Origin of the sequence: Amycolatopsis sp. lyj-84 (assembly GCF_046549075.1) — a bacterium.
Taxonomy (GTDB): domain Bacteria; phylum Actinomycetota; class Actinomycetes; order Mycobacteriales; family Pseudonocardiaceae; genus Amycolatopsis.
This window is the reverse complement of the sequence record NZ_JAJPWO010000027.1, coordinates 1-21057: the sequence shown is the minus strand read 5'-3', so window position 1 is coordinate 21057 and position 21057 is coordinate 1. Positions and strand designations below refer to the sequence as shown.

General features: G+C 68.9%; 16 protein-coding genes. 6 read left to right on the top strand and 10 right to left on the bottom strand.

What is annotated here, in order from left to right; translation table 11 throughout:
* Positions 1-33: 33 nt before the first annotated feature.
* Positions 34-1140, bottom strand: coding sequence for a S8 family serine peptidase (locus tag ACLJRM_RS43380; protein ID WP_410666354.1), 1107 nt, complete (start codon positions 1138-1140; stop codon positions 34-36).
* 131 nt (positions 1141-1271) lie between these two features.
* Between ACLJRM_RS43380 and ACLJRM_RS43375 the strand changes: the two genes are divergently transcribed.
* Positions 1272-4568, top strand: coding sequence for a right-handed parallel beta-helix repeat-containing protein (locus ACLJRM_RS43375; protein WP_410666353.1), 3297 nt, complete (start codon positions 1272-1274; stop codon positions 4566-4568).
* 74 nt (positions 4569-4642) lie between these two features.
* Positions 4643-7045 (top strand): ATP-binding protein, encoded by a 2403-nt coding sequence (locus tag ACLJRM_RS43370; protein WP_410666352.1) that lies wholly within the window; start codon positions 4643-4645, stop codon positions 7043-7045.
* A 1-nt stretch (position 7046) separates the two neighbouring features.
* On the opposite strand, the gene ACLJRM_RS43365 is transcribed toward ACLJRM_RS43370, so the two are convergent.
* The gene (locus ACLJRM_RS43365) at positions 7047-7622 is read right to left on the bottom strand and encodes a sigma-70 family RNA polymerase sigma factor (RefSeq protein WP_233224133.1); all 576 of its coding nucleotides are present in this window, start codon (positions 7620-7622) and stop codon (positions 7047-7049) included.
* Between the two features lie 375 nt (positions 7623-7997).
* On the opposite strand from ACLJRM_RS43365, the gene ACLJRM_RS43360 reads away from it, so the two are divergent.
* On the top strand, positions 7998-9395 hold the full coding sequence (locus ACLJRM_RS43360) for an amino acid permease (RefSeq protein WP_410666351.1): 1398 nt from the start codon (positions 7998-8000) through the stop codon (positions 9393-9395).
* 160 nt (positions 9396-9555) lie between these two features.
* Positions 9556-10473: a hypothetical protein gene (locus ACLJRM_RS43355; protein ID WP_233224132.1), complete on the top strand. Its 918-nt coding sequence runs from the start codon at positions 9556-9558 to the stop codon at positions 10471-10473.
* A gap of 32 nt (positions 10474-10505) precedes the next feature.
* Here ACLJRM_RS43355 and ACLJRM_RS43350 read toward each other — a convergent pair whose 3' ends face one another.
* Both ACLJRM_RS43350 and ACLJRM_RS43345 read right to left on the bottom strand, forming a co-directional pair.
* Positions 10506-10991, bottom strand: a complete 486-nt coding sequence (locus ACLJRM_RS43350; protein WP_101606120.1) for a DUF488 domain-containing protein — start codon at positions 10989-10991, stop codon at positions 10506-10508.
* Between the two features lie 25 nt (positions 10992-11016).
* On the bottom strand, positions 11017-11355 hold the full coding sequence (locus tag ACLJRM_RS43345; protein ID WP_101606119.1) for a YybH family protein: 339 nt from the start codon (positions 11353-11355) through the stop codon (positions 11017-11019).
* 76 nt (positions 11356-11431) lie between these two features.
* Between ACLJRM_RS43345 and ACLJRM_RS43340 the strand changes: the two genes are divergently transcribed.
* Entirely contained in the window at positions 11432-12415 is a 984-nt protein-coding gene (locus ACLJRM_RS43340) for a helix-turn-helix transcriptional regulator (RefSeq protein WP_410666350.1), read from the top strand.
* Positions 12416-12921: 506 nt separating this feature from the next.
* Here ACLJRM_RS43340 and ACLJRM_RS43335 read toward each other — a convergent pair.
* From ACLJRM_RS43335 to ACLJRM_RS43325, 3 genes are all read right to left on the bottom strand, one after another.
* Positions 12922-13341 (bottom strand): histone-like nucleoid-structuring protein Lsr2, encoded by a 420-nt coding sequence (locus tag ACLJRM_RS43335; RefSeq protein WP_101606117.1) that lies wholly within the window; start codon positions 13339-13341, stop codon positions 12922-12924.
* 149 nt (positions 13342-13490) lie between these two features.
* Complete coding sequence (locus tag ACLJRM_RS43330) at positions 13491-13967, bottom strand: pyridoxamine 5'-phosphate oxidase family protein (RefSeq protein ID WP_410666349.1); 477 nt, start codon at positions 13965-13967, stop codon at positions 13491-13493.
* Positions 13964-14839 carry an NAD(P)-dependent oxidoreductase gene (locus ACLJRM_RS43325; protein ID WP_410666348.1) on the bottom strand — a complete coding sequence of 292 codons (876 nt, stop codon included), beginning with the start codon at positions 14837-14839 and terminating at the stop codon, positions 13964-13966. The genes ACLJRM_RS43330 and ACLJRM_RS43325 overlap by 4 nt, the downstream gene beginning before the upstream one ends.
* Positions 14840-14922: 83 nt before the next feature.
* On the opposite strand from ACLJRM_RS43325, the gene ACLJRM_RS43320 reads away from it, so the two are divergent.
* Entirely contained in the window at positions 14923-15924 is a 1002-nt protein-coding gene (locus tag ACLJRM_RS43320; protein ID WP_410604271.1) for a GlxA family transcriptional regulator, read from the top strand.
* Positions 15925-16118: 194 nt separating this feature from the next.
* Here the strand turns inward: ACLJRM_RS43320 and ACLJRM_RS43315 are convergent, their stop codons facing one another.
* The 3 genes from ACLJRM_RS43315 to ACLJRM_RS43305 form a co-directional block, all read right to left on the bottom strand.
* Positions 16119-19229 (bottom strand): P-loop NTPase fold protein, encoded by a 3111-nt coding sequence (locus ACLJRM_RS43315; RefSeq protein ID WP_101606113.1) that lies wholly within the window; start codon positions 19227-19229, stop codon positions 16119-16121.
* A 238-nt stretch (positions 19230-19467) separates the two neighbouring features.
* Positions 19468-20022 (bottom strand): hypothetical protein, encoded by a 555-nt coding sequence (locus ACLJRM_RS43310; protein WP_101606112.1) that lies wholly within the window; start codon positions 20020-20022, stop codon positions 19468-19470.
* 10 nt (positions 20023-20032) lie between these two features.
* Positions 20033-21019, bottom strand: a complete 987-nt coding sequence (locus ACLJRM_RS43305; RefSeq protein ID WP_410666367.1) for a hypothetical protein — start codon at positions 21017-21019, stop codon at positions 20033-20035.
* Positions 21020-21057: the final 38 nt, after the last annotated feature.

Sequence of the window (21057 nt, the reverse complement as noted above, 5' to 3'; positions counted from 1 at the left end):
AGTCCTTCACGTACTACACCGCAGCAGTCACCGTTAGCGGCCGGCTCGCCACCCGCGCCGCCGCCCCCGCGGCACCACGACGGCCGCCGCCCCCAACAGACACACCGCCACCAAAACCCCGCCCACCACAGCGAAAGCGCTCTGCCGCACCGGCGCGACGTCGGGCAGCGGCAGCACGGCGACCGGCTCACGATGCACAGGCGCGGCCCCGTCGGTCGTCGCGGCCGACGTCAGGGCGGCGAGCGGGTCGAGCACGGGGCCACCGGCCTGCGGCGAAGCGGTGTCGCGCAGCCGCCGGGCGAGGTCGGACGCCGTCACTTCTCCCCGGTAAGACTGGATCAGCGCCGCCGCGGCGGCCACGTGCGCGGCGGCGAACGCGGGGCCCGCGCCGACGACCTGGCCGCCGCCGGGTCCCTTGCCCACCACCAGGTTTCCCGGTGCGGCAAGGGCTCCCGGTACCGGCGTGCCCTTCCCGTCCGGGCCGAGGGCGGTCACCGCGAGCACCCCGGGGAACGCCGCCGGATAGTACGGGCCGGGCGGGACGTCGCGGGCGGTGGTGAGGTCCCGTCCGGCCGCCGCGACGACCAGCGCGCCCGCGGCGATCGCCCGGTCGACGGCTTGGCGCAGCACCGGATCCGCCTCCGTGACGGCCGCCGCGACGCAGATGATCCGCACCCCCGCGGAGACGGCCGCGTCGAGAGCGGTGGCGATGCTCGACGCCGTCGCGGCACCGAACTTGTCGGTACCCCGCAGCGCCAGCACCCGCGCGCCGGGTGCGAGCCCGGAGATCCCGGACGACGAGGGCGCGGCGATCAGGCTCGCGACGACGGTGCCGTGCCCGACGCAGTCCGTCCCGGCCTCACCGGCCGCGTCGGCGGGCAGCACCGACGTGTCGACGCCGGTGTCCACCACGGCCACGGTCACGCCCGCGCCGGTGGAGAGCGACCACAGGCGGTCCGCGCCGAGATACGGGAGCTGCCACGGCGCCGACGGGATCTTCTTGCCCGACGGGGCGGTGCACGGCTGCCCGGCCCGCAACGTCTGCGGGATCTGCGGGAGCTCCGTGTCCTGCGCGGCCGCGAGGCCACCGTTCGCCAGCAGGACGAGCGTCGCGCACGCCACGGTCAGGTGTCGCCTCATCGTCCCAGTCCAGCACGCGCGGCCGCGGCCGAACACGAAGAAGCACCGGCAGTTTCCCCGCCGAGTGAACCGCAGGAGACCTCCACCGCGTTGTCACCGGTGGAGCCCGCAGAACGACGAGGGGAGCGCTCGTGTCACGGCACGTGCTCACAGTGGACCGCGATCAGGGGTATCGCACCATTTCGGCAGCGCTGCAGGACGCGCGCAACGGCACGGTGATCTCCGTGCTTCCCGGCCGCTACGACGAATCGCTGGTGGTCACGAAGGTGGTCACCATCGCCGCGAGCGACGTGCGCGGCAGCGTGGAGATCGTGGCGCGCAACGGCAGCGCGGTGCAACTCAACGCCGAAGCGGTGAAACTCACCGGACTGGTGCTGCGCGGTCAGCACGAGGAACTGCCCACGGTCGACGTCGCGCGCGGCCAGGCCGCGGTGGAGGACTGCGAGATCATCGGTGCCGCCTGGACCGCGGTGCTGGCCCGCAATTCGGGCTCGCTGGCGATGCGCGGCTGCCGCGTCACCAATCCCGGCGGCGCGGGGATCGTGGTCACCTCGCCCGCGCCCAGCACGATCGAGGACTGCGTCGTCGAACACGTGCAGACCTCCGCCGTGGTGATCGCCGAACGCGGCAACCCCACGGTCCGCGACTGCACCCTGAGGCACGCCAAGGGCAACGGCGTCTGCGCCAACGGGCAGGCTCAGGGCACCATCCAGCACTGCGACATCTCCGCCACCGACAGGCCGGGGATCGCGCTCGAAGAGGACAGCGCGACGAAGGTGCTCGACACCACCGTCCGCGACAGCACGAGCGGCGTCTACGTCAGCACCCATTCCTCCCCCGTGCTCGAGGAATGCCGCATCACCAACACCACCGGCGACGGGATCACCGTCGCCGACGGCGCCGATCCCCTGCTGCGCCGCTGCCGCACGGCCAAGACCGGCGGGGCCGGGGTGCGGGTCACCGGCCGGTCTCGCGGCACCTTCGAGGACTGCGAGGTGGCCGACGCGACCGGCGCGGGCATCCACGTCGACGAGGCGAGCGGCCCGTCGTTCCACCGCATGGCCGTCCGCGGCGGCTCGTCGGCGGGCCTGCTGCTCACCGACGGCGCGACGGCCGAGTTCGACCGGCTGGAGGTCCATGACGTCGCGGGCGACGGCGTCCGGGTCGAGGCTGCGGCCAATCCGCTTCTCCGCCGGGCGACGCTGAACGGCTGCCGCGGCAACGGCGTCGAGGTCACCGGCAACGGCCGAGGCAGGCTCGAAGACTGCGAGATCCGCGACGCCAAGAAGGCCGGTCTGAGCGTCTCCGAAGGCGGAAGTCCTTACGTCAGCACGCTCCGCGTGTTCCAGGCGGGACAGTCCGGTGTCCTGATCGGACCAGGCGGCGTCGGCTCGCTCCGGGACTGCGAGATCATCGACGCGGGCGAAGACGGAGTGGCGGTGCGCGACGGCGGCGAACTGACGTTGTCCCGGTCCACGGTCCGGCGTTCCCGGGGCCACGGCGTGCAGGTGGACGCCGGTGCGCGGGCGAAGCTGACGGCCGACGACCTCAGCGGCAACCGCCGCGACGGCGTCCGGATCGAGTCGTCCGACGCGGTGAGCGTGGTGGACTGCACCGCGTCCGACAACACCGGGGGCGGCCTGCGCGTCACCGTGCCCAGCGCCCGGCTGTCGGTGGAAAACCTGACCAGCAACGGCAACGGCGCCCCGGACACCGACGGGAGCACGGCGAGCACGGTCGAGGTCGCCGGGGCCGAAGCGACGGACGCGGCGCCGCAGAACGCCGAAGACGAGGGCGCGCCGCTCGCGAAACTGGAGGCGCTGGTCGGCCTCAGCGGCGTCAAACATCAGGTCAAGACCCTGGTGAATCTCAACAAGATGGCCCGCAGGCGCGAACAGGCGGGCATGGTCGCGCCGCCGACCAGCAGGCATCTCATCTTCGCCGGGCCGCCCGGCACCGGCAAGACGACCGTCGCCCGGCTCTACGGCAGCATCCTCGCCGAGCTCGGTGTGCTGCGCGACGGCCACCTGGTCGAGGTCGCCAGGGCCGATCTGGTCGCCCAGATCGTCGGCGGGACGGCGATCAAGACCACCGAGACCTTCACCAAGGCGCTGGGCGGCGTGCTGTTCATCGACGAGGCGTACACGCTGACGGCGCAGGGCAAGGGCAGCGGACCGGACTTCGGCAAGGAAGCCGTCGACACCCTGGTCAAGCTGATGGAAGACCACCGCGACGAGCTCGTGGTGGTCGCCGCGGGCTACTCGCCGGAGATGACCGCGTTCCTGCAGTCCAACCCCGGCCTGGCGTCCCGGTTCACACGGACCATCGAGTTCGAGAACTACGCCACCGACGAACTGGTGACGATCGTCGAGCGGATGTGCACCGCCCACCAGTACCAGGTGCCCGAGGACACCAGGAACGCCCTGTCCGTCCACTTCGGACGGATGGAACGCGGCGACGACTTCGGCAACGGGCGCACCGCGCGCAAGGTGTTCGAGGAGATGGTGGACCAGCAGGCGTTCCGCCTCGCGAGCGAACCGGAGGCGGACGACCAGAGCCTTTCGCTCCTGCTCCCCGCCGACGTCCCCGGTGGCGTGGCGGAGAACGCGGGCCACGGTGACGACGACGCGCTGACGGCGTTGCGAACGCGGCTGGACTCGATGATCGGCCTGGCCGGGGTGAAGGACGCGATCACCGATCTGGTGAACCTGATCGCCACCGCCCGGCAACGGCGTCAAGCCGGTCTGCCGGTCCCCGCGATCAGCAACCACCTGGTGTTCGCCGGCGCGCCCGGTACCGGCAAGACCACCGTGGCGAGGCTCTACGGCGAACTGCTCGCCGCGCTGGGCGTGTTGCGCAAGGGACATCTGGTCGAGGTCGCGCGGGCCGATCTGGTCGGGCGCTACGTCGGGCACACCGCGCATCTGACCAGGGAGGCGTTCGAAAGCGCGCGCGGCGGCGTGCTGTTCATCGACGAGGCGTACGCCCTCACCCCGGAGGGCGCCACGGGCGGCGACTTCGGGCAGGAAGCCGTCGACACCCTGGTCAAGCTGATGGAAGACCACCGGGACGACACGGTGGTGATCGTCGCGGGCTACTCCGCGGAGATGCGGAAGTTCCTCGCCTCGAACACCGGTCTCGCCTCCCGGTTCTCCCGGCACATCGAGTTCGAGAACTACAGCACCGACGATCTGGTGACCATCGTGCACCGGATGGCGCTGACGAACGGCTACGAGTGCGCGCCGGAGACGGTCATCGCGCTGCGGCGGCATTTCGCGGACGTGGACCGCGGCGAAGCGTTCGGCAACGCCCGTTATGCCCGCCAGGTGATGGAGATCATGATGACCCGCCAGGCCGGACGGCTCAGCACTTCAGGCGCTCCCACCGTCGCCGACCTGCGGTTGCTGTCCCCCGCAGATCTCCCCTGACCCCCTTTCGGAGACGCCGCGCCATGGCAGGATGACCGCCATCGGCACGGCGTCGCTGAGAGGGGTTCGACTGCGTGGGTACGACCGCGTTCGGTGACTTCCTGCGCTTCTACCGGCTGCGCGTCCCCCTGACCCAGGAAGAGCTCGCCGAGCGGACCGGGATCAGCGTGCGCAGCATCAGCGACATGGAACGCGGGCGCGTCCGCAGCCCCCAGCGGCGCACCGCGGAACTGCTGGTCGAAGGACTCGGCCTGGCGGGCAAGGAAGCCGCCGACTTCGGCGATCTGGCCCGTTCCGGGCGCCGGTCGCCGTCCCCGCCGGAGACCGCGGCGCCGGAGAGCGAACCCGAAACCCCCAGGGCTTTCGTCGCCGTCCTCCCACCCGATCTCACCGAGCTGACCGGGCGGGAAGCCGAACAGCGGATCCTCGACGACATCGCGCAGGCCGCCGAATCCTCGTCCCGGCTGCAGGTCGCGGTGCTCCACGGCCTGCCGGGCGCGGGCAAGACCGCGCTCGCCGTGGACGCCGGGCACCGGCTCGCCCGGCACTTCGGCGACGGCTGCCTGTTCCTCGACCTGCGCGGCATGGATCTCGAACCGCTCGCCCCGGAACGGGCCGTGCACCGGCTGCTGCGCGGATTCGGCGTGGACGAACGCCAGCTGCCGAACGATCCCGAAGACCGGCTCGCCCTCTACCGTTCCCTGCTGCACGACCGCGACGTGCTGCTCATCCTCGACAACGCCGCCAACGAGGCCCAGGTGCGGCCGTTGCTGGCCACCAGTCCCGGCTCGATGGTGCTGGTGACGAGCCGGAACACGATGGCGGGGCTCGACGCGCGGCACCGGATCTCCCTCGGCTCGCTGTCCGAAGACGAGTCGGTGGAACTGCTCGGCGTGATCGCGGGTCCGCGACGGCTGGCGGGCGAACCGGACGCGGCGCGGCGGGTGGCGAAGCTCTGCGGCGGTGTGCCGCTCGCGTTGCTCATCGCCGGGAACCGGCTGGCCAGCCGGTTCCAGTGGACGATCGCGCATCTCGCCGACCAGCTGGAGAACGAACGGCGGCGGCTGTCCGTGCTCACCGCGGGCGACCTCCAGGTCCGCGCCGCCTTCGAACTCTCCTACCGCCACTTGACCCCCGAAGTCGCCAAGGTGTTCCGGCTGCTCGCGCTGGTGCCCGGTTCGGACACCTCCGTCGAGCTCGCCGCGGTGGCCTCCGGACAGCCGGTGGACGAGGTCGAGGCGGCGCTGGAGAAGCTGGCCGAAGCCAGCCTTCTCGGCTTCAGCGGCACGCCCGGCCGGTACACCAGCCATGACCTGCTGCGCGTCTACGCCATGGAACGGCTCGAAACCGCCGAGCGGGCCGAGGACGTGCACGCCGCCGGGGAACGCGTCCGGAAGTGGCTGCTCACGGTGGCGACGAAAGCGGCGCAGTTCTTCGACCACGACCGGCCGGAGGTGACGGTCACCGTCGACGGTCCCGATCCCGTGCGGGACCGGGATTCCGCGGCGCGATGGCTGGCGCGGGAGCAGACCCACTGGCGTGGCGCGCTGCGCGCGGCCGTCGGACGGGGTGAGCACCGCCGGGTCCTCGATCTGGCCGAAGCGATGCACTGGTACTCGGATCTGCGCGGAACCGGCGATCTGTGGCTCGAGGTCTTCCGGGGCGGCGCGGCGGCGGCGCGGGCGCTGGGTGACGTCAAGTCGGCGGCCGAGCAGCTGAACTACGTGTCCTGGGCGCTCTACGCGCTTTGCGGGGAATCACGGGAGGCGCTGGCCGCGCACAAGCTCGCGGTGGTGGCGGCGAACGAGGCAGGCGACATCGTGACGGAGGCGTGGTCGCTGTACTACGGCTCGGCCATCACCCGGCGGCTCGGCTCGCCCCGCGAGGCCGCGCGGGTCGGCAGGCGGGCCGTGGAACTGTTCGAGCAGGCGGGTTATCCGAACGGGCACAATCTGGCGCTGTCCCTGCTCGGCAGCATGCTGCACACCCTCGGCGAGTTCGACGAGGCCGTGGCCGTGCAACGGCGGAGCGAGGCCTACTACCGGGGTTCGGCCACCGCGCCGGGCAACGACGAGCTGCTGTCCATGGTGCTGACCAGGCTCGCCGACAGCCTGGCGGCGAGCGGGGACGTGGCGAGCGCGCTGGAACTGCTCGAAGAAGCCGAGTCGTTGTTCCGCAAACACGACGCGATGTTCGGGGTGGCACGGACACAGCACCTTCGCGGACGGGTCCTGTCCAGGGCCGGGCGGCTGGAGGAAGCCGAAGAACAGCTGGTGGCCGCCCTCGCCGAGGAACGCCGGTCCGAAACGAAGATCGAGATCATGGTCGAACTGGCCGACCTCGCCGACTCCGGCGCCAAACCCGAGGAAGCCCGCCGTCACCGGGTGCGCGCCCTCGCCGAATGCGCCAGGTACGAGACTCCCCACGCCAGGAGCCTGGCCCGGAAACTGGCCACCACACTCGGCGTCGCCGTCTGAGTCACCATCCGGCGGCCGTGACACCGCTGCAGGCCAGCACCTCCGTCATCGCGATCCTCGCGTGGTGCACCCGCGATTTGACCGTGCCGACCGGCACCCCGATGCTCACGGCCGCGCGCTGCCGCGTGCGGTCGTGCCGGTAGACCTGTTCGAGGGCTTCACGCTGCATCGGCGTCAGCTGGGCCAGCACTTCTTCGACGACGCAGCGTTCGACGACCTCGTCGGCGAAGTCGGTACCGCCCGGCAGCAGATCGAAGTCGTCGTCGCCGAACACCACCGGGCGGGCGTTGTCGCGGCGGGACCAGTCCACGATGAGGTTGCGGGCGACGGTGAACAGCCAGGCCCGGACCGAACCGCCCTTCCCGGCGAGGGTCTCGCTGTTGCGCCAGGCCCGGAACAGGCATTCCTGCACGATGTCCTCGGCCCGGTGCGGGTCGGTGGGCAGCAGGCGGCGGGTGAACCGCAGCAGATGCTCCCGGTGCTCGGTGTGCAAGGACGCGAGGAAGACGTCGCCGTCGGCAGGCGACGGTGCCCGGTCCGCCAGCGCGGTCACCCGGGTGACACGGTTGCTCGCCACGCTGACCTCCCTGTTATCGACGGCTTTGCTCGGCTCAATTCCACCTTCCGGTCCGCGCGGCGACCATGAGGAAGGACCGGCAGAAGTGACGCACCGGGGGTTCTTCCGGTCCGTGTCCGCTCGCTGGTCCGTCGCGCGGCTTGCCCAGGGAATGCCTTGGTACCAAAGGGTTTCGCTTGACCGCCCTGCTGGCCTCCGCCGAACGCTGCTGTGTCCCCAATGCGGCAGGTCCGTGAAGGACTCCTTCACTACCCTCAGGGTAGGGAAGGAGTCCTTCACGGACCTGCGAGCCTCCGCCCACCTCACCCGCCCCTTCCCGGCCCCTCAGTTGATCTCCTGTGCCGGTCCCCCGAGCCGGGAGATACGGTCGTCGGCATGAATCTGCGAGCCGCGGTGGTGCGGCGGAAACCTGTCGCCGACCTGATCGCCGAAAGTGATCACGGCACGCTGAAGCGCTCCCTCGGCCTCGGGCAGCTGACCATGCTCAGCATCGGCGCGACGCTGGGCAGCGGGATCTTCGTCGTGCTCGGCGAGGCGGTGCCGGTGGCGGGTCCCGCGGTCGTGCTGTCGTTCGTGCTCGCCGGGATCACCGCGCTGTTCTCGGCGCTCTCCTACGCCGAACTCGCCGGCATGATCCCCCTGTCTGGTTCGTCCTATTCCTACGCCTACGCCACCCTCGGCGAACTGGTCGCCTGGGTCTGCGGCTGGTGCCTGGTGCTCGAATACGGCGTCTCGGTGGCCTCGGTCGCCGTGGGATGGGGGCAGTACCTCAACGAACTGCTGCGGCTGGCCTTCGGGTTCGCCATCCCGGACGCGTTCAGCCAGCCCCCGGGCTCGGGCGGGATCGTCAACGTCCCGGCCATCGTCGTCGTGCTGCTCGCGATGTTCCTGTTGCTGTCCGGCGCGAAGGAGAGCGCGCGGGCCAACGCGATCATGGTCGTGATCAAGATCGGCACGCTGGTGCTGTTCTGCGCGATCGCGTTCTCCGCCGTGCGGGCGGCGAACTTCACGCCGTTCCTGCCGCTCGGCCTGGCCGGGCTGAGCGCCGGGGCCGCCAAACTGTTCTTCTCCTACATCGGCTTCGACGCGGCGTCGACGGCGGGCGAAGAGGCGAAGAACCCGCAGCGGGACCTGCCGCGGGCGATTTTGCTCTCGCTCGCGATCGTCACCGTGCTGTACTGCCTCGTCGCCGTGGCCGCGGTCGGCGCACTGCCGTGGCAGCGGTTCGACGGCCAGGAAGCCGCGCTTTCGCACGTACTCGGCGCCGTGTCCGGCAACCCGCTGTGGGCCGCGCTGCTCGCGGTCGGCGCGATCGTGGCGATCTCCAGTGTCGTGCTGACCGTCCTCTACGGACAGACGCGCATCCTGTTCTCCATGTCCCGCGACGGACTGGTCCCGGCGGCGCTGTCCAAAGTGGATCCCAAGTCCGGCACGCCGCGGATCAACACGCTGGTGGTCTCCGGCTTCGTCGCGACGCTGGCCGCGTTCATCCCGCTCGGGAAGCTGGCCGACGCCACCAGCATCGGCACCCTTTTCGCCTTCGGGCTGGTGAACGTCGCCGTCGTCCTGCTGCGGCGGCGGCAACCGGAGGCGCCGCGCTCGTTCCGCGTGCCGTTCGCCCCGGTCACGCCCATCCTCGGGGTGCTGTGCTGCGGCTACATGATGCTCAGCCTCGACGGCGCGACCTGGATCGTCTTCGGCGGCTGGATGGCACTGGGCCTGCTCATCTACTTCGGCTACAGCATGCGCAGGTCTCGATTGGCGCGAACATAAAACCCTTCCGCCATTCGCCGCCATAATTCCTGGGCTGTACAGCCGCAGTCTGAGCTGGATCATTGAAGTGACGGTGACACGTAGGGGACACTCCCTTCCGATCCACGGAAAATCCCTACCGTGAACCGAGGTCCTTATGCGTCGAAAATATCCCATCCCCGTGCTGACCGTATGCCTCGCACTGTCCCTCACCTCGATTCCGGCGACCGCCGCGGCCCACGAAGCCGGTACGGCGGGCGTCCGCGCCCCCTTCTGCTACGAAGAACCCGTACAGCCGAAGGCCGACGTCAGTGACATCAAAGCCGGTTTCCAGTCTTCGAAATGGCTGCAAACGATCCAGGCCGTGTACAAACGACGATGGCCCAGCGGCGAAGGCCTGGCGATCGCTCAAGCGAAGGACAAGTATTTCAGCCAGTTCGTCACCAAAACCAGCTTCAACGGGCTCGCCGAATCCCTGATGGTGGCGATCCACGAAGAGACCCACATGTGGGATCTCGATCCCTCGAGAACCTCTTGGGACGTGTACATGTCCGCGTGGATCAACAATTCCCGCAAGGCGATGAAGGTCCCGCTCCACGGCGGCTTCCCCCGGCGCGAAATACTGCCGCTGATCACGGACAAGCTCACCGACTCGATGGACGGCATCTACCTGCGCGACCAGCAGCAAGGGTCGTATCGCATGCAGGGAGTCATGGCGGAACTCAACGCCGGGCTCATGGGACTGCCCGCGGCGACGGTGGTCGCCGAGTACATCCAGGGCGTGGGTGCCAGCAACTCCAGGGACATCGCCGCCACCAACATCCGGTATCTCCTGCTCTATCTGCGCGTCGCCAAAGCCAAATACCCCGATTACTGGGCCAAGGCGAAGGCCCAGCCCGAACTGCGCGAACTGGTACTCGTCGAGTTCCTCCGCACGGCGTATTGGCTCGATCAATCCGCGCCTTACGCGAGTAAACTCGGCAGCGCGGACGTGGACAAGATCGTCGCCAAGAACTACGCCCCGGAAAACATCGCGATACTCGAGGAGTTCACCGGAGCCAAGGTGAACACGAGTTCGCCGAAGAACTGCTCCACCTGACCTCGCCGACGGCTTGCCGGTGACGGGCACCCTCACCCAGGGCGTAAGTCCGTGACCGGCAAGTCGTTCTCGGCGTGCAAACGCGCGGCCACGAGCGAACGGTGACACGCTTCGGGATCGCGCTCGACGCAAAGAAGCGCGGTCACCGAGTGGCCCGGCAACCCGGCCACGAGCGGACCGAGCTCGAACGGGTCGAGGATTTCGCGGGTGTAGCGCTCGGTGTACTCGGGCGCGAGCGCGACACGGTTCCGCTTGCCCACGCCCAGGCGGTCGTCCTCGCGGTACTGGAGCCGCCGCAGTTCGGTCGTCGGCGCCAGCTCCTTCACGTGCCGGTAGCCGATGTCCGCCGCGGCGAGCGCACGCTGGAGCCGCACCGAGTTCGCCCAGGAATAGTCTGGACCCCGGACGCCGCGGCGCTGGCGGAGGTCGAGCAGTGACACCACTCCCTCGCCGGTGAGTTTCTCGACGAAGGCGCCGGCCGTGAAGCCGTAGACGCCGATCGTCACGATCCTTCTCACTGTCCGACCTCCGCCTGTCATCCCGCTACGGCAGGAGGAACGGCTGGTCGACGGCCCACAGCCACGACCCGTCCGGCTGACGACGGGCGACCTCGACGGCGAGCTCCCCGGTGGTCAGCGTCGACACCGTGAGTGCCAGGTCGCCGCTCACCAGCGCCGGATGCTGCCGCCCCGGCAAGAGCTCCGGCGCGGCGGCGACGAACTGCTCGTACACCTTGCGGATCTCCGCGTGCCCGGTCGCCACGCTGCCCGGCGGAAACGCGAGCACCGCCTCCGGCTCGTACAACGCCACCAGCCCGTCGACATCGCCCGCGTTGCCGCGTTCGATGAAGAACCTGCCCAGATCGTTCGGCTCAGTGGCCACAGTCTTGCTTGTCATGAGGATGAGCCTCGCAGCGAATCACGACATCCTGTGTCGTGTATTCCGCTAGACTTTTCGCATGCGCGCCGACCGGTTGGTCTCGCTGGTGTTGCTGCTGCGCCATCGCGGCCGGTTGTCCGCGGCCACGCTCGCCCGCGAGCTGGAAGTGTCCACTCGCACCGTGCTGCGCGACATCGAGGCGCTCTCCGCGGCCGGTGTCCCGGTCTACGCCGAACGCGGCAGGCACGGCGGTTTCGCGCTGTTGCCCGGTTTCCAGACGGAACTCACCGGGCTGAATCACGACGAGGCGCTCGCGCTGCTGGTCGCCGGATCACGACGCGGCGCGCAGGTGTTCGGCCTCGGATCGGCGCTCGCCTCCGCCATGCTCAAGGTGGTCGACGCGCTGCCCGAAGGCCAGCGGCACACCGCGGCGGGCGCGGCCCAGCGGTTGCTCATCGACCCGGAGACCGATCTGCTCTCGCGCCGGGTGGCGGGCGAAGAGGTTCCCGACACGATCGTGGCCGAGGTCCGGCGCGCGGTGTTCGCCGGGCACAAGCTGCGGATCCGCTACGCGGCGGCGGGCAAGCCGCCCGAATGGCGCACGGTGGACCCGATCGGCCTGGTCACCGTTCGCGAGCAGGGGTACCTGCTGGCCACGAGATCCGGTGAGGACCGCACGTACCGGCTGTCCCGGCTGGCGGCGGCCGAGGAACTCCCCGAACCCGCGCAACGTCCGGAACTGGTCAACCTGGACCGCGCCTGGCAGGAACGCAGCACGCGTTTCCGGACCGGCGGCGATCAGCTCGCCGTCCGGCTGCGGGTGCATCCGAGACGGCGGGAGGAACTGGTGGGCACCGCGCTGGCCGTCCATTCCGAACAAACGGACGCGGACGGCTGGCTGCGCATGGAAGTGACCTTCCAGGATTCACGACATGCCGAGTGGGCGCTGTGGCAGCTCGCCACGAACGCGGAAGCCCTGGCCCCGCAGTCGTTGCGCACGTCCCTGCGCGATCGCGCCGCCGCGATCATCACCGGCTACGGAGGACCTCCCGAGGCGGAGTGACCACCTGTCCGTTTGTGGTGGTCACTCGCGCGACCACCACAAACGAACCGGCGGCTTATCGAGGAGAAGAGCGAACGTGATGCGTTCGGGCAGGATCGGCGTTCACGTGTGATCAGGCGGCGATCACCCGTGATCAGAGACGGATCTCGCGTGAAGGGGAGACGATCACCGAGTTCGGCGTCCGAGCACGCGAGATCCGTTCCTGATCACACGAGGCACGCCCTTTCGCTCACCTTGGGTTCACCACAACGACACCTTTGCCTCACCCCTCAAGACCCGAAACGCCACTCACCACCACGAGGCCACCGATTCCCCCACCGTGAGGGTCGCACCAGCCTTCCCAGGGCGTCACGAAAGCCACTTTCGGGACATCAGATGTCCCGAAAGTGGCTTTCGTGACACGGCCAGTCCAGAACCCTGCTGCGAAGTCCACCTCTCGACCCTGAAGCCAGCGAAGGGGTCCTTCACCACAGAGGCTGGTCACGCCACATTTGACTTACCCCTCATTACTTCTTGCGGGGCGAACGCTTGCGCGCGGGCTTGGCCGGCTCGTCCTCGACGAGCTCCGGCTCCGCGGCGTCGAAAGCCTCGTAGATCTCGTTCGGGATCCGGCCGCGCTCGGCGATCGAGTACCCGTTTTCGCCCGCCCAGGCCCGCACGGCCTGGTTGCGCTCGCGGTCGACCGGCTTCTTCGCACCGTCGGCGATACCCGCCACCGTGGTCTGCCCGGCCGCGACCTTGACCCGGCGCCCGCCGACGCGTTTGCCCGCCTCGACGTACTGCGCGAGTTCCCCGCGCAGCGCCTCGGCGTTCGAGTCCGACAGGTCGATCTCGTACGAGACACCATCGAGCGCGAAGGGAACGGTCTGTGTCGCGGTCCCACCATCCAGGTCGTCCACGATCTGGACGACGACTTTCTGAGCCATGAAGAGCCTTTCACCAGGTCAAGCGGTAGATCATCCGCATGAGCGATGCTGGCGAGCGTAACCGGCCTTCACGGGATCGGCGGGCTGACACCCGCCGGTGTCACGAGACGTGACACACCACGCAAGAAAACGGAGAACTCACGGGCGGATCAGGCCGCCCGCCAGATCCGGCTGCGCAGATCGGCGCCGCGGATCACCTGGATCCGCCACGGGGTCAGGCGCAGCACGTGCAGCTTCGGATCCGACGGGGCCGTCCAGAAGTTGCCGAGCGGATAACCCGCGCCGCGAGGGCTGGTCCTGCGGTACAGATCCCACACGTGTTCCTTGACCGGGAGCTCGTTGTCCCAGACGGCGGTCGCGTCCACCGCCACCGAGTTGTTCCCCGGTGCCCAGTAAGAGAAATTGGTGTGCGGGTTGCCTTCGAGGTGGGCAGCCTTGACCGGGGTCCGGTAGGTGGCCAGCCAGCCGAGCGGCCGGCCGTCGACCTTCTCCCACACCGGGATGAGGACCCGGGTCCGCGGGCGGTTCTCCGCGTCGACGGTCACCATCGTGGCGTAGTTGATCGCTCCGACATAGGTGTCGAACTCGGCTTCCAGTTCGCCGAAGTCTCGGGTCGTCGTGCTCACGCGGCGCTCCGGAAGGACTCGACGGCGCGCGAAAGACTGGCCGCGCCGTGCCCGTCGGCGATCTGCCGGTCGATCAGCTCCTTGACCGGGAGCAGCGTGCCCGCCGGGACGCCCAGGTCCTGGCTGGCGCGGACGATCGTGGCCAGCCCCGCCTGGTTCATGGCCAAACTGGACTCGCCGCCGGTGTATCCGCCGCCGTCGATCTCTTCGGCGAAAGTGGACAGTGCCGGGAACGAATCCGCCAGCCAGGACAACAACATCGGCGTCAGTTCGGTGGCACGGACCCCGGCGGCCGAGGCCATTGCCGTGGCGTGCAGGAAACCGCCGATCATGCCGTACATCCCGGCGAGAATGGCGACGTCGTACCCCGAGGCGAGACCGGCGTCTGCGCCGAGGAAAGTACCCTTCCCCGCCAGCTCCAGCCGGGTCTGCCAACGCCGGTGGACGGCCTCCGAACCGCTGTAGCTGATCGAAGATTCGGTGGTGCCGATCGTTTGCGGCACCGCGTAAACGGCTCCGTGGAGATACTCGGCCCCGTGTCCGGCCGCCCACGCCGCCAGCTCGCGCGCGTCCTCGGGCCCGCCGGAGGTGACGTTGACCAGCGCTCGTCCGGCGACAGCGTCGGCCGCATCGGCGAGGACCTGCCGGGCGACGGTGGAATCCAGCAGCGCGACGATCACGAGATCGCCGTCCGCGATCGCCTCCGCGGCCGTGTCAGCCGCCTTCGCCCCGGCCGCGACGAGCGCGTCCGCCTTGTCCGCGCTGCGGTTCCAGACGGTCGTGGGATGGCCGTGGCGAAGGAAGGTCTCGGCCAGCGCACGGCCCAGATTGCCGAGGCCGATGACGGTGACGCGTTCAGGTGTTGTGCTCATGTGCCCAGCCTCGCGACGCCGGCTTCCCGCTACCAGTGACACAGATGACCGGAAGCACCAAATTCGTGCCATAGGATGAGGCCATGAGCGCTGGTTCGGTCGCCCTGGTCGTCCCCGAGGAGATCGGGATCGCCTTCTGGGACCTGTACGAGGTGAGCATCCCCGCCACCGTTTTCGGGATGCCCCAGCCCGATCTGGCCGACCCCTGGTACGACCTGCGGTTGTGCGGAACCGGGGACCGGGCGGTGGAAGCCGCCCCGGGCTTCGCGTTGCGCACCCCGTACCGGCTGGACGACATCGTGGGTGCCGAAACGGTCATCGTGTCGTCGGTACCGGACGACGTCCTCAGCGACGGCGCGCCGGTCTCGCCCGAGCTGATCTCCGCGCTACGCCGCGCCCACGACGCGGGCGCCCGGATGGTTTCTCTGTGCTCCGGCGCCTTCGCGCTCGCCGAGGCCGGACTGCTCGACGGCCGCCGCGCCACCTCGCACTGGATGCACACCGCCCAGCTGGCCGAACGCTTCCCCGAAGTCGAAGTCGACGACTCCGTGCTCTACGTGGACGACGGCGACGTGCTCACCAGCGCCGGGATGACCGCCGGTCTGGACCTGTGCCTGCATCTGGTCCGCCGCGATCTCGGGGCGCATGTGGCGAACCAGCTGGCCCGCCGGATGGTCGTGCCCGCGCACCGGCCGGGCGGGCAGGCCCAGTTCATCGATCTGTCCGTCCCCGCCACCGACGATCAAGGACTGGCGCCGGTCCTCGACTGGGCGCGGGCGAACCTCGACCGTCCGTTCACGATCGAGGATCTCGCACGGCGCGCCATGATGAGCCGCCGGACCTTCTACCGGCGCCTCCAGCAGGCCACCGGTACGACACCGCTCCAATGGCTGCTCTCCCAACGGCTTTCCCAGGCACAGAGCCTCTTGGAATCGACGGACTTCCCGGTGGAGAAGATCGCGGAACTCAGCGGTCTCGGCACGGCGAACAACCTGCGCCACCATTTCCTCAAGCAGGTCGGGGTCTCGCCGGGCGCCTACCGGAACGCTTTCCCGCGACAGCCCCGATTGACCGCCGCCGGGTGATCACCGCCGCTTCGCCCTACCCATTTCAGGGTGATCCACAGGCGGGCTGGGTTCGGGGTCGAGCAAATCGATTAGGTCACCGGTCAGCAGGTGCGACCGTTCCTCAGTGCTCAGGCCGGCTCGGCAGCGGCTGTCGAGGAAACGACTCGTGAGTCGAGCCCGTTCATCGTCCGAGGCAGTGCCCAAGACCCGGCTCAAAGGTTGAAACTGAACCGCGCGACCACTCTGCCCCACCGCTGATAACCCTCGAGGTCGTCGGACATCTCCGGCCGCCGGCTCGTCGTGAGGCCGTGGTGCAGGCTGGTCCATTCCGCGAGCTCGTGACGCTGTCCCGTGATTCCCGGGGGAAGCAAGCGGCCGGCCTCGTCGTCGGACGTTCCCGGGGCCAGTTCCCGGAGGAACTCGTCCCAGCCCTCGACGCCGGCCTTGCCCGCGTCCTCCAGGGCGCGCAGCAGGCGATCCGCCAGCGTCGGGTGGCCGGCGACGACCGCGAGCAAAGTCAGGACGGCCTGGTATTCGCCGGGACGCCCGTCACCGCCGAGAAAGCGCGACCGCGGCCCGGCGTGCCGAGTCGCCCGGATCAGCCGATAAGTGTTCATCAGGCGCTTCGCCGACCGCGGACTGTTCACCAGCATGCCGAGTCCCTGCGCGAACTCGACCTCGGGCCGGGTGAGATCGAGGCGTTCTCCCGTATGGCCGGCCGCCGCGGAGCCGGGCTGCACCTCCAGCGGTGCGCGGGTGGGCGCCCGCTGCCCATCGGACGACTCGCGTGGCACTTCCCCGTGAGCCGGGGCGGAGGTGTCCTCTCGGGACCGCTGCTTCGGTGCGAGGCCGGCGATGTTCCCGATCAACTGAGCGTAAGCATCCGGCTCCATGACCGGCAAGGTGAGCGGGATCTGGAAGATCTTCTCCAGATACTCGATCGGCATGCTGCCCAGGTAGGAATCGGTGCGGGGATCGCCGCCGCCCGCGAGGTCCCGGTATTGATGCCGAAGGCTGTTCTGCAGCCAGCGCGGGTCCACGCCGACCACGACCACGAAAAGCTCCAGCGCGAGGAGGAGGTGGACAGCCTCCAGCACTTCGAGGACCTTCGCCGGCGGGCACCGGTCGAGGTCGTCGATGTAGAGCACGACCCGCCCGATTGGCCTGACGCCGCCCCGCGCGCTTCTCTCGTGGTCGCGCAGCAAGGAATTCAGGAACCGGAAGTCACGGTGCAGCATGCCGACCACACCCTGATGTTTCTGGTAACCCGAAGCGCGGTCGTTCAAGAATTCGTAGAGCTTCCGGCCGACGGTGAGCGCATCGGCGGTGGCCTTGACCGTCGCGATCTTTTCGTTGAGCGACGTGACCGACTGCGTCGTCTCGGCGATCTCGCGATCGACCTCGGCCAGTTTCAGGTCGAGGACACGCTCCTCGCGACTTCGGGCCGTCCGCGACGCGGCCCTGACCGTCGAAGCGATCCGGATCGCCTTCTCGATATACCCGAGAGCGGTGTTCACCCGCTGCGCCGCCGGGCGAACCAGTTGGACGGCCACGACGATCGACCCGACGGAGCCCGCCAGTGACCCCAGCCAGGCCGGGCCGCCCCTCGCCGCGAGCGCGATCGTCACGACGGTCAGCACGCCGAACGCCGCGGCGAAGGCGACAGACAGGGTTTTGTGGCCGACGAGGCGCCAGATCGCTGGCAGGTAGCCGGCCGTCGTGCGGAGTTCCTTGCCCAGCTCGGTGAGGTCCTCGATCGCCGGTTCAAGCCCGAGCTCCACCTTGATCTTGCCGAGCTCCTCTCGTACCTCGGCGTTCTTCGCGAGCTCGACGGCGACGTCGGTGAGCTTGGCTCCCGCGATCGCCTTCCGGTATCTCTGGTCGGCTTTTTCACGCCGCTTGACGAGTTGTGCGCGCTCGGCTTCCAACTGCGAACAGTCGGCGTCCAGCACCGACTTCGCGTCGCGGTAGGTCTCGAGCTGAGTCAGTAATGCCTTGCGCTCATCGCGGTACTGGTCCCCATGGTCGCGGAGCCAGTCATCTCGTTTGGCGGCGTCCGCTGGTTCAGGATCGGCGAGGCGCTCGAAGATTTCGATCGCCAGGCTCGCCCACAAACTGGTGTCGGTGTAGTGCCAGGCATTGAACCGGATCTGCACCACGGCGGACTCGTCGTCGCCGCGCCCGGCTGTCCGTTCGCCGATACGCTGACGCATCTTCTCCATGAAGAAGCTCTTGCCGGTACCCCATTTCCCGAACAAGCCGATCGAGAGCGGTGGTTTCACCTTCGGGTCGATGATCATCTCGGCAAGGGCGTTCACGTCACCTTGGATACCGAGTTGGTCGTCCCCGCTCGCCCCGTCGTTCCGATAGCCGTACGCGAACTGGACATCGTTCAGCACCGGCCACAAGCGAGACCCGGGAGGCGCCACGGCATCGTCGATCTCCAGGATCAGGGGACTCCAGGTCCCGTTGAGCTGAAGCGCGGACCGGAGTGCGGCGTCTTCGTGAGCCAGAGCGAGCAGGAACAAATGCCCGTCGAGTAGCTTGTGCCGGGTCCGCGCGACGATTTCGGCGTCATACCAGGAAGCGACGGATTCGGCCCATCCGTTCCAGGTACGACGCTTTGCCGAATGTGACACGACGAGATTCTCCGTCGCGAGTCGGCCATCGGCGTATTCCGGATGCCGCCGCGCGATCGCGAAGACGATGTCGAACGCGGTCGTCTCCGCGGAATCGGGAAAATCTTCCGCCACGGCCCGCATACTGCGGGACAGCTCCCAGTGCCAGGTGCTCGATCGAGGCTTCGTCGAGCCTGTGTCCATAAGCCGGGAGAGCCGCCTCAGGGCCTCGTCGGCCGAGACCTTCAGCATGGCGAGCCGCTGGGGCAGCAGGCCACCCGGCTCGTGGGCCGACCTCATGATCGCGATGGCGATGTCGACGATGTCGACCACCTGCTGTTCACGGGGAAGCGACCCCAGGTACGCGCTCAAAGCCAAGGCGAAGTCTTCATGCACCTCTCCGCTTCTTTCGAGAGCGAACCGAGGTGATGCGGTGAGGGACAGAATGCCGCCGAGTTCGTCGAGAACCGGTCCGCGTTGCTCCAAAGCGTGCCTGATCCCGCCGTCCAGCGTCATGAGGACCCAGAGCGCGGAAGATCGAGTGATCCGGCTCGTACCACTGGCGCCCGCGTCTCGCCGCTGCTCTTGAGCCGCCGACGCCAGCGCGACAAATTCGGTCAGACGAGGACTCGCCGTCCGTCCGGAGTCCGCGATGAGCGTCCCCACGGTCACCGGGCGGTCGAGTGGCAGGCGGCTGTCGGTCATAGCGGTTGGTCGCTCCCCGACGAGACTTCGTTTCACCCCTCGGCGGCCGTCATACGCGCGACAGAACCTGGTTCGTTCCCGGCCACGATCGCCCGAGATCAACCACCGGCCACCGGCTCCGGCCAACTGCCTGCGTCCAACAGGGCCAGAAAGTTCTTTCTCACCAAGAGTTCCGAAGTCGCCCTCCACCCGGGCTGGGTGACCGGGTGGGGGCGACAGCCGCTCACGCGCGCGCCGCTCAGACAGCCGGACGCTCACCCGGCATCAGGCCTTCGGTGGCCACCTGCCCGCGGACCGCTTCCGCCTCGCCCGGCATCAACCCTTCGGCCTCGTCGGGAACGGCGGCCGCCTCGCCGGGCATCCGTCCCTCGGTCGACGGGGGTTCCGGCTCCAGTTCGGCGGCGGCGACCGGGGTCTCGGCGGCCTCCCAGATCTCGTTGTCGTCGAGCCCGGCCGCCTTGGCGTTCTTGGCCCGCACGCCAGGGTCGTCGTCATCGGTCAGCGCGGCCTGGACGACCTCGGCCCGGCTCGGCGCGAGGTTGCGGGAACCCGCCGCCGCAGCCACTCGTACGGACGGTTCCGAGTTCGCCGCCGCGGCCATGAGGATGTCCACGACTCCGTCGTCGTCGATGAGGCTGGCCAGATAAACGGCCTTGGCCGCGAGCATCGGCTCGCCGCCTTCGACCATGCTCTTCAAGTGCGGCAAGGCTTCCACGCCCAGTGCCTTGGCCGACGGGTAGTCCGGCTCGTCCGGGGTCAACGCTGACCGCACCTGCTCGAAAGTGATTGCCATCAGGCACTCCTCACAGATCCTGAGTGAACGGACTGGCCACCATTGTGTCGCGTTCGGCCGCGATCAGGTCCGGCGGCGGGTTGGTGATGTTCGCGGTGCCGTTGCCGGTCATGAGCCGGTTGTTGTCGTTGACGTGGTTGAGACCGAGGACGTGGCCGACCTCGTGGCCGAAGGTCCATTGCGTCGCACCCTGCGCGACCACTGCGCCCGGCCGCCCGTCCGGATGAGCGGCGCACCCGTTGAACGGCGGGTCCGTCGTCCGGACGAAGTAGACCACGACGTCGTTCGGGCCCGCGTTGTTCCGGTTGGCATAGAGCTGGTTCTGTTCGGCCGTGGTTCGCCCGCGTACGCACTCGCCGACATCGAGGTCGTTGAGAGCGGGCAGGTTCAGGTTCTCGGTGGACGCGTGCTGCACGTGGACGCCGACCGTGCCGTACACCTCGCGCATCCGCTGCAGCACCGTGCCCACCGCGACGTTCGGAGTGGTGAGGACCTTGGTGTGCACCCGGACCGTCGGTACCCGCGCCCACCACTTGTGCCAGAGAGCGTTGTCCGTGCCGCAGACGAACGTGTCGATGCGGTCCGGCCCCCAAGACGTCGCGGCGGGCCCACTGGTGAGGACCCCGCCGAGACTCTCCCAACCGGACCAGCCGTTCTGGTACCACTTGTGCCACATCGCGTTGTCGTTGCCGCGGACGAAGACATCCAGCCGCCCCGATGCCCAGGACGAGACGTCGGGAGAGCTGGTGAGCACGCCGCCGAGGCTCTCCCAGCCCGACCAGCCGTTCTGATACCACTTGTGCCACAACGCGTTATCCGTACCACGCGCGAATACATCGAGCCGCCCGGACGACCATGACACCGCTGCTGGGTCACTGGTGAGGACTCCGCCGAGGCTCTCCCAACCGGACCAGCCATTTTGATACCACTTATGCCACAACGCGTTATCCGTACCACGGACGAAAACATCCAACCGACCCGCCGACCACGCCGCCACCGCCGGCCCACTCGTCAGCAAACCACCCAGGCTCTCCC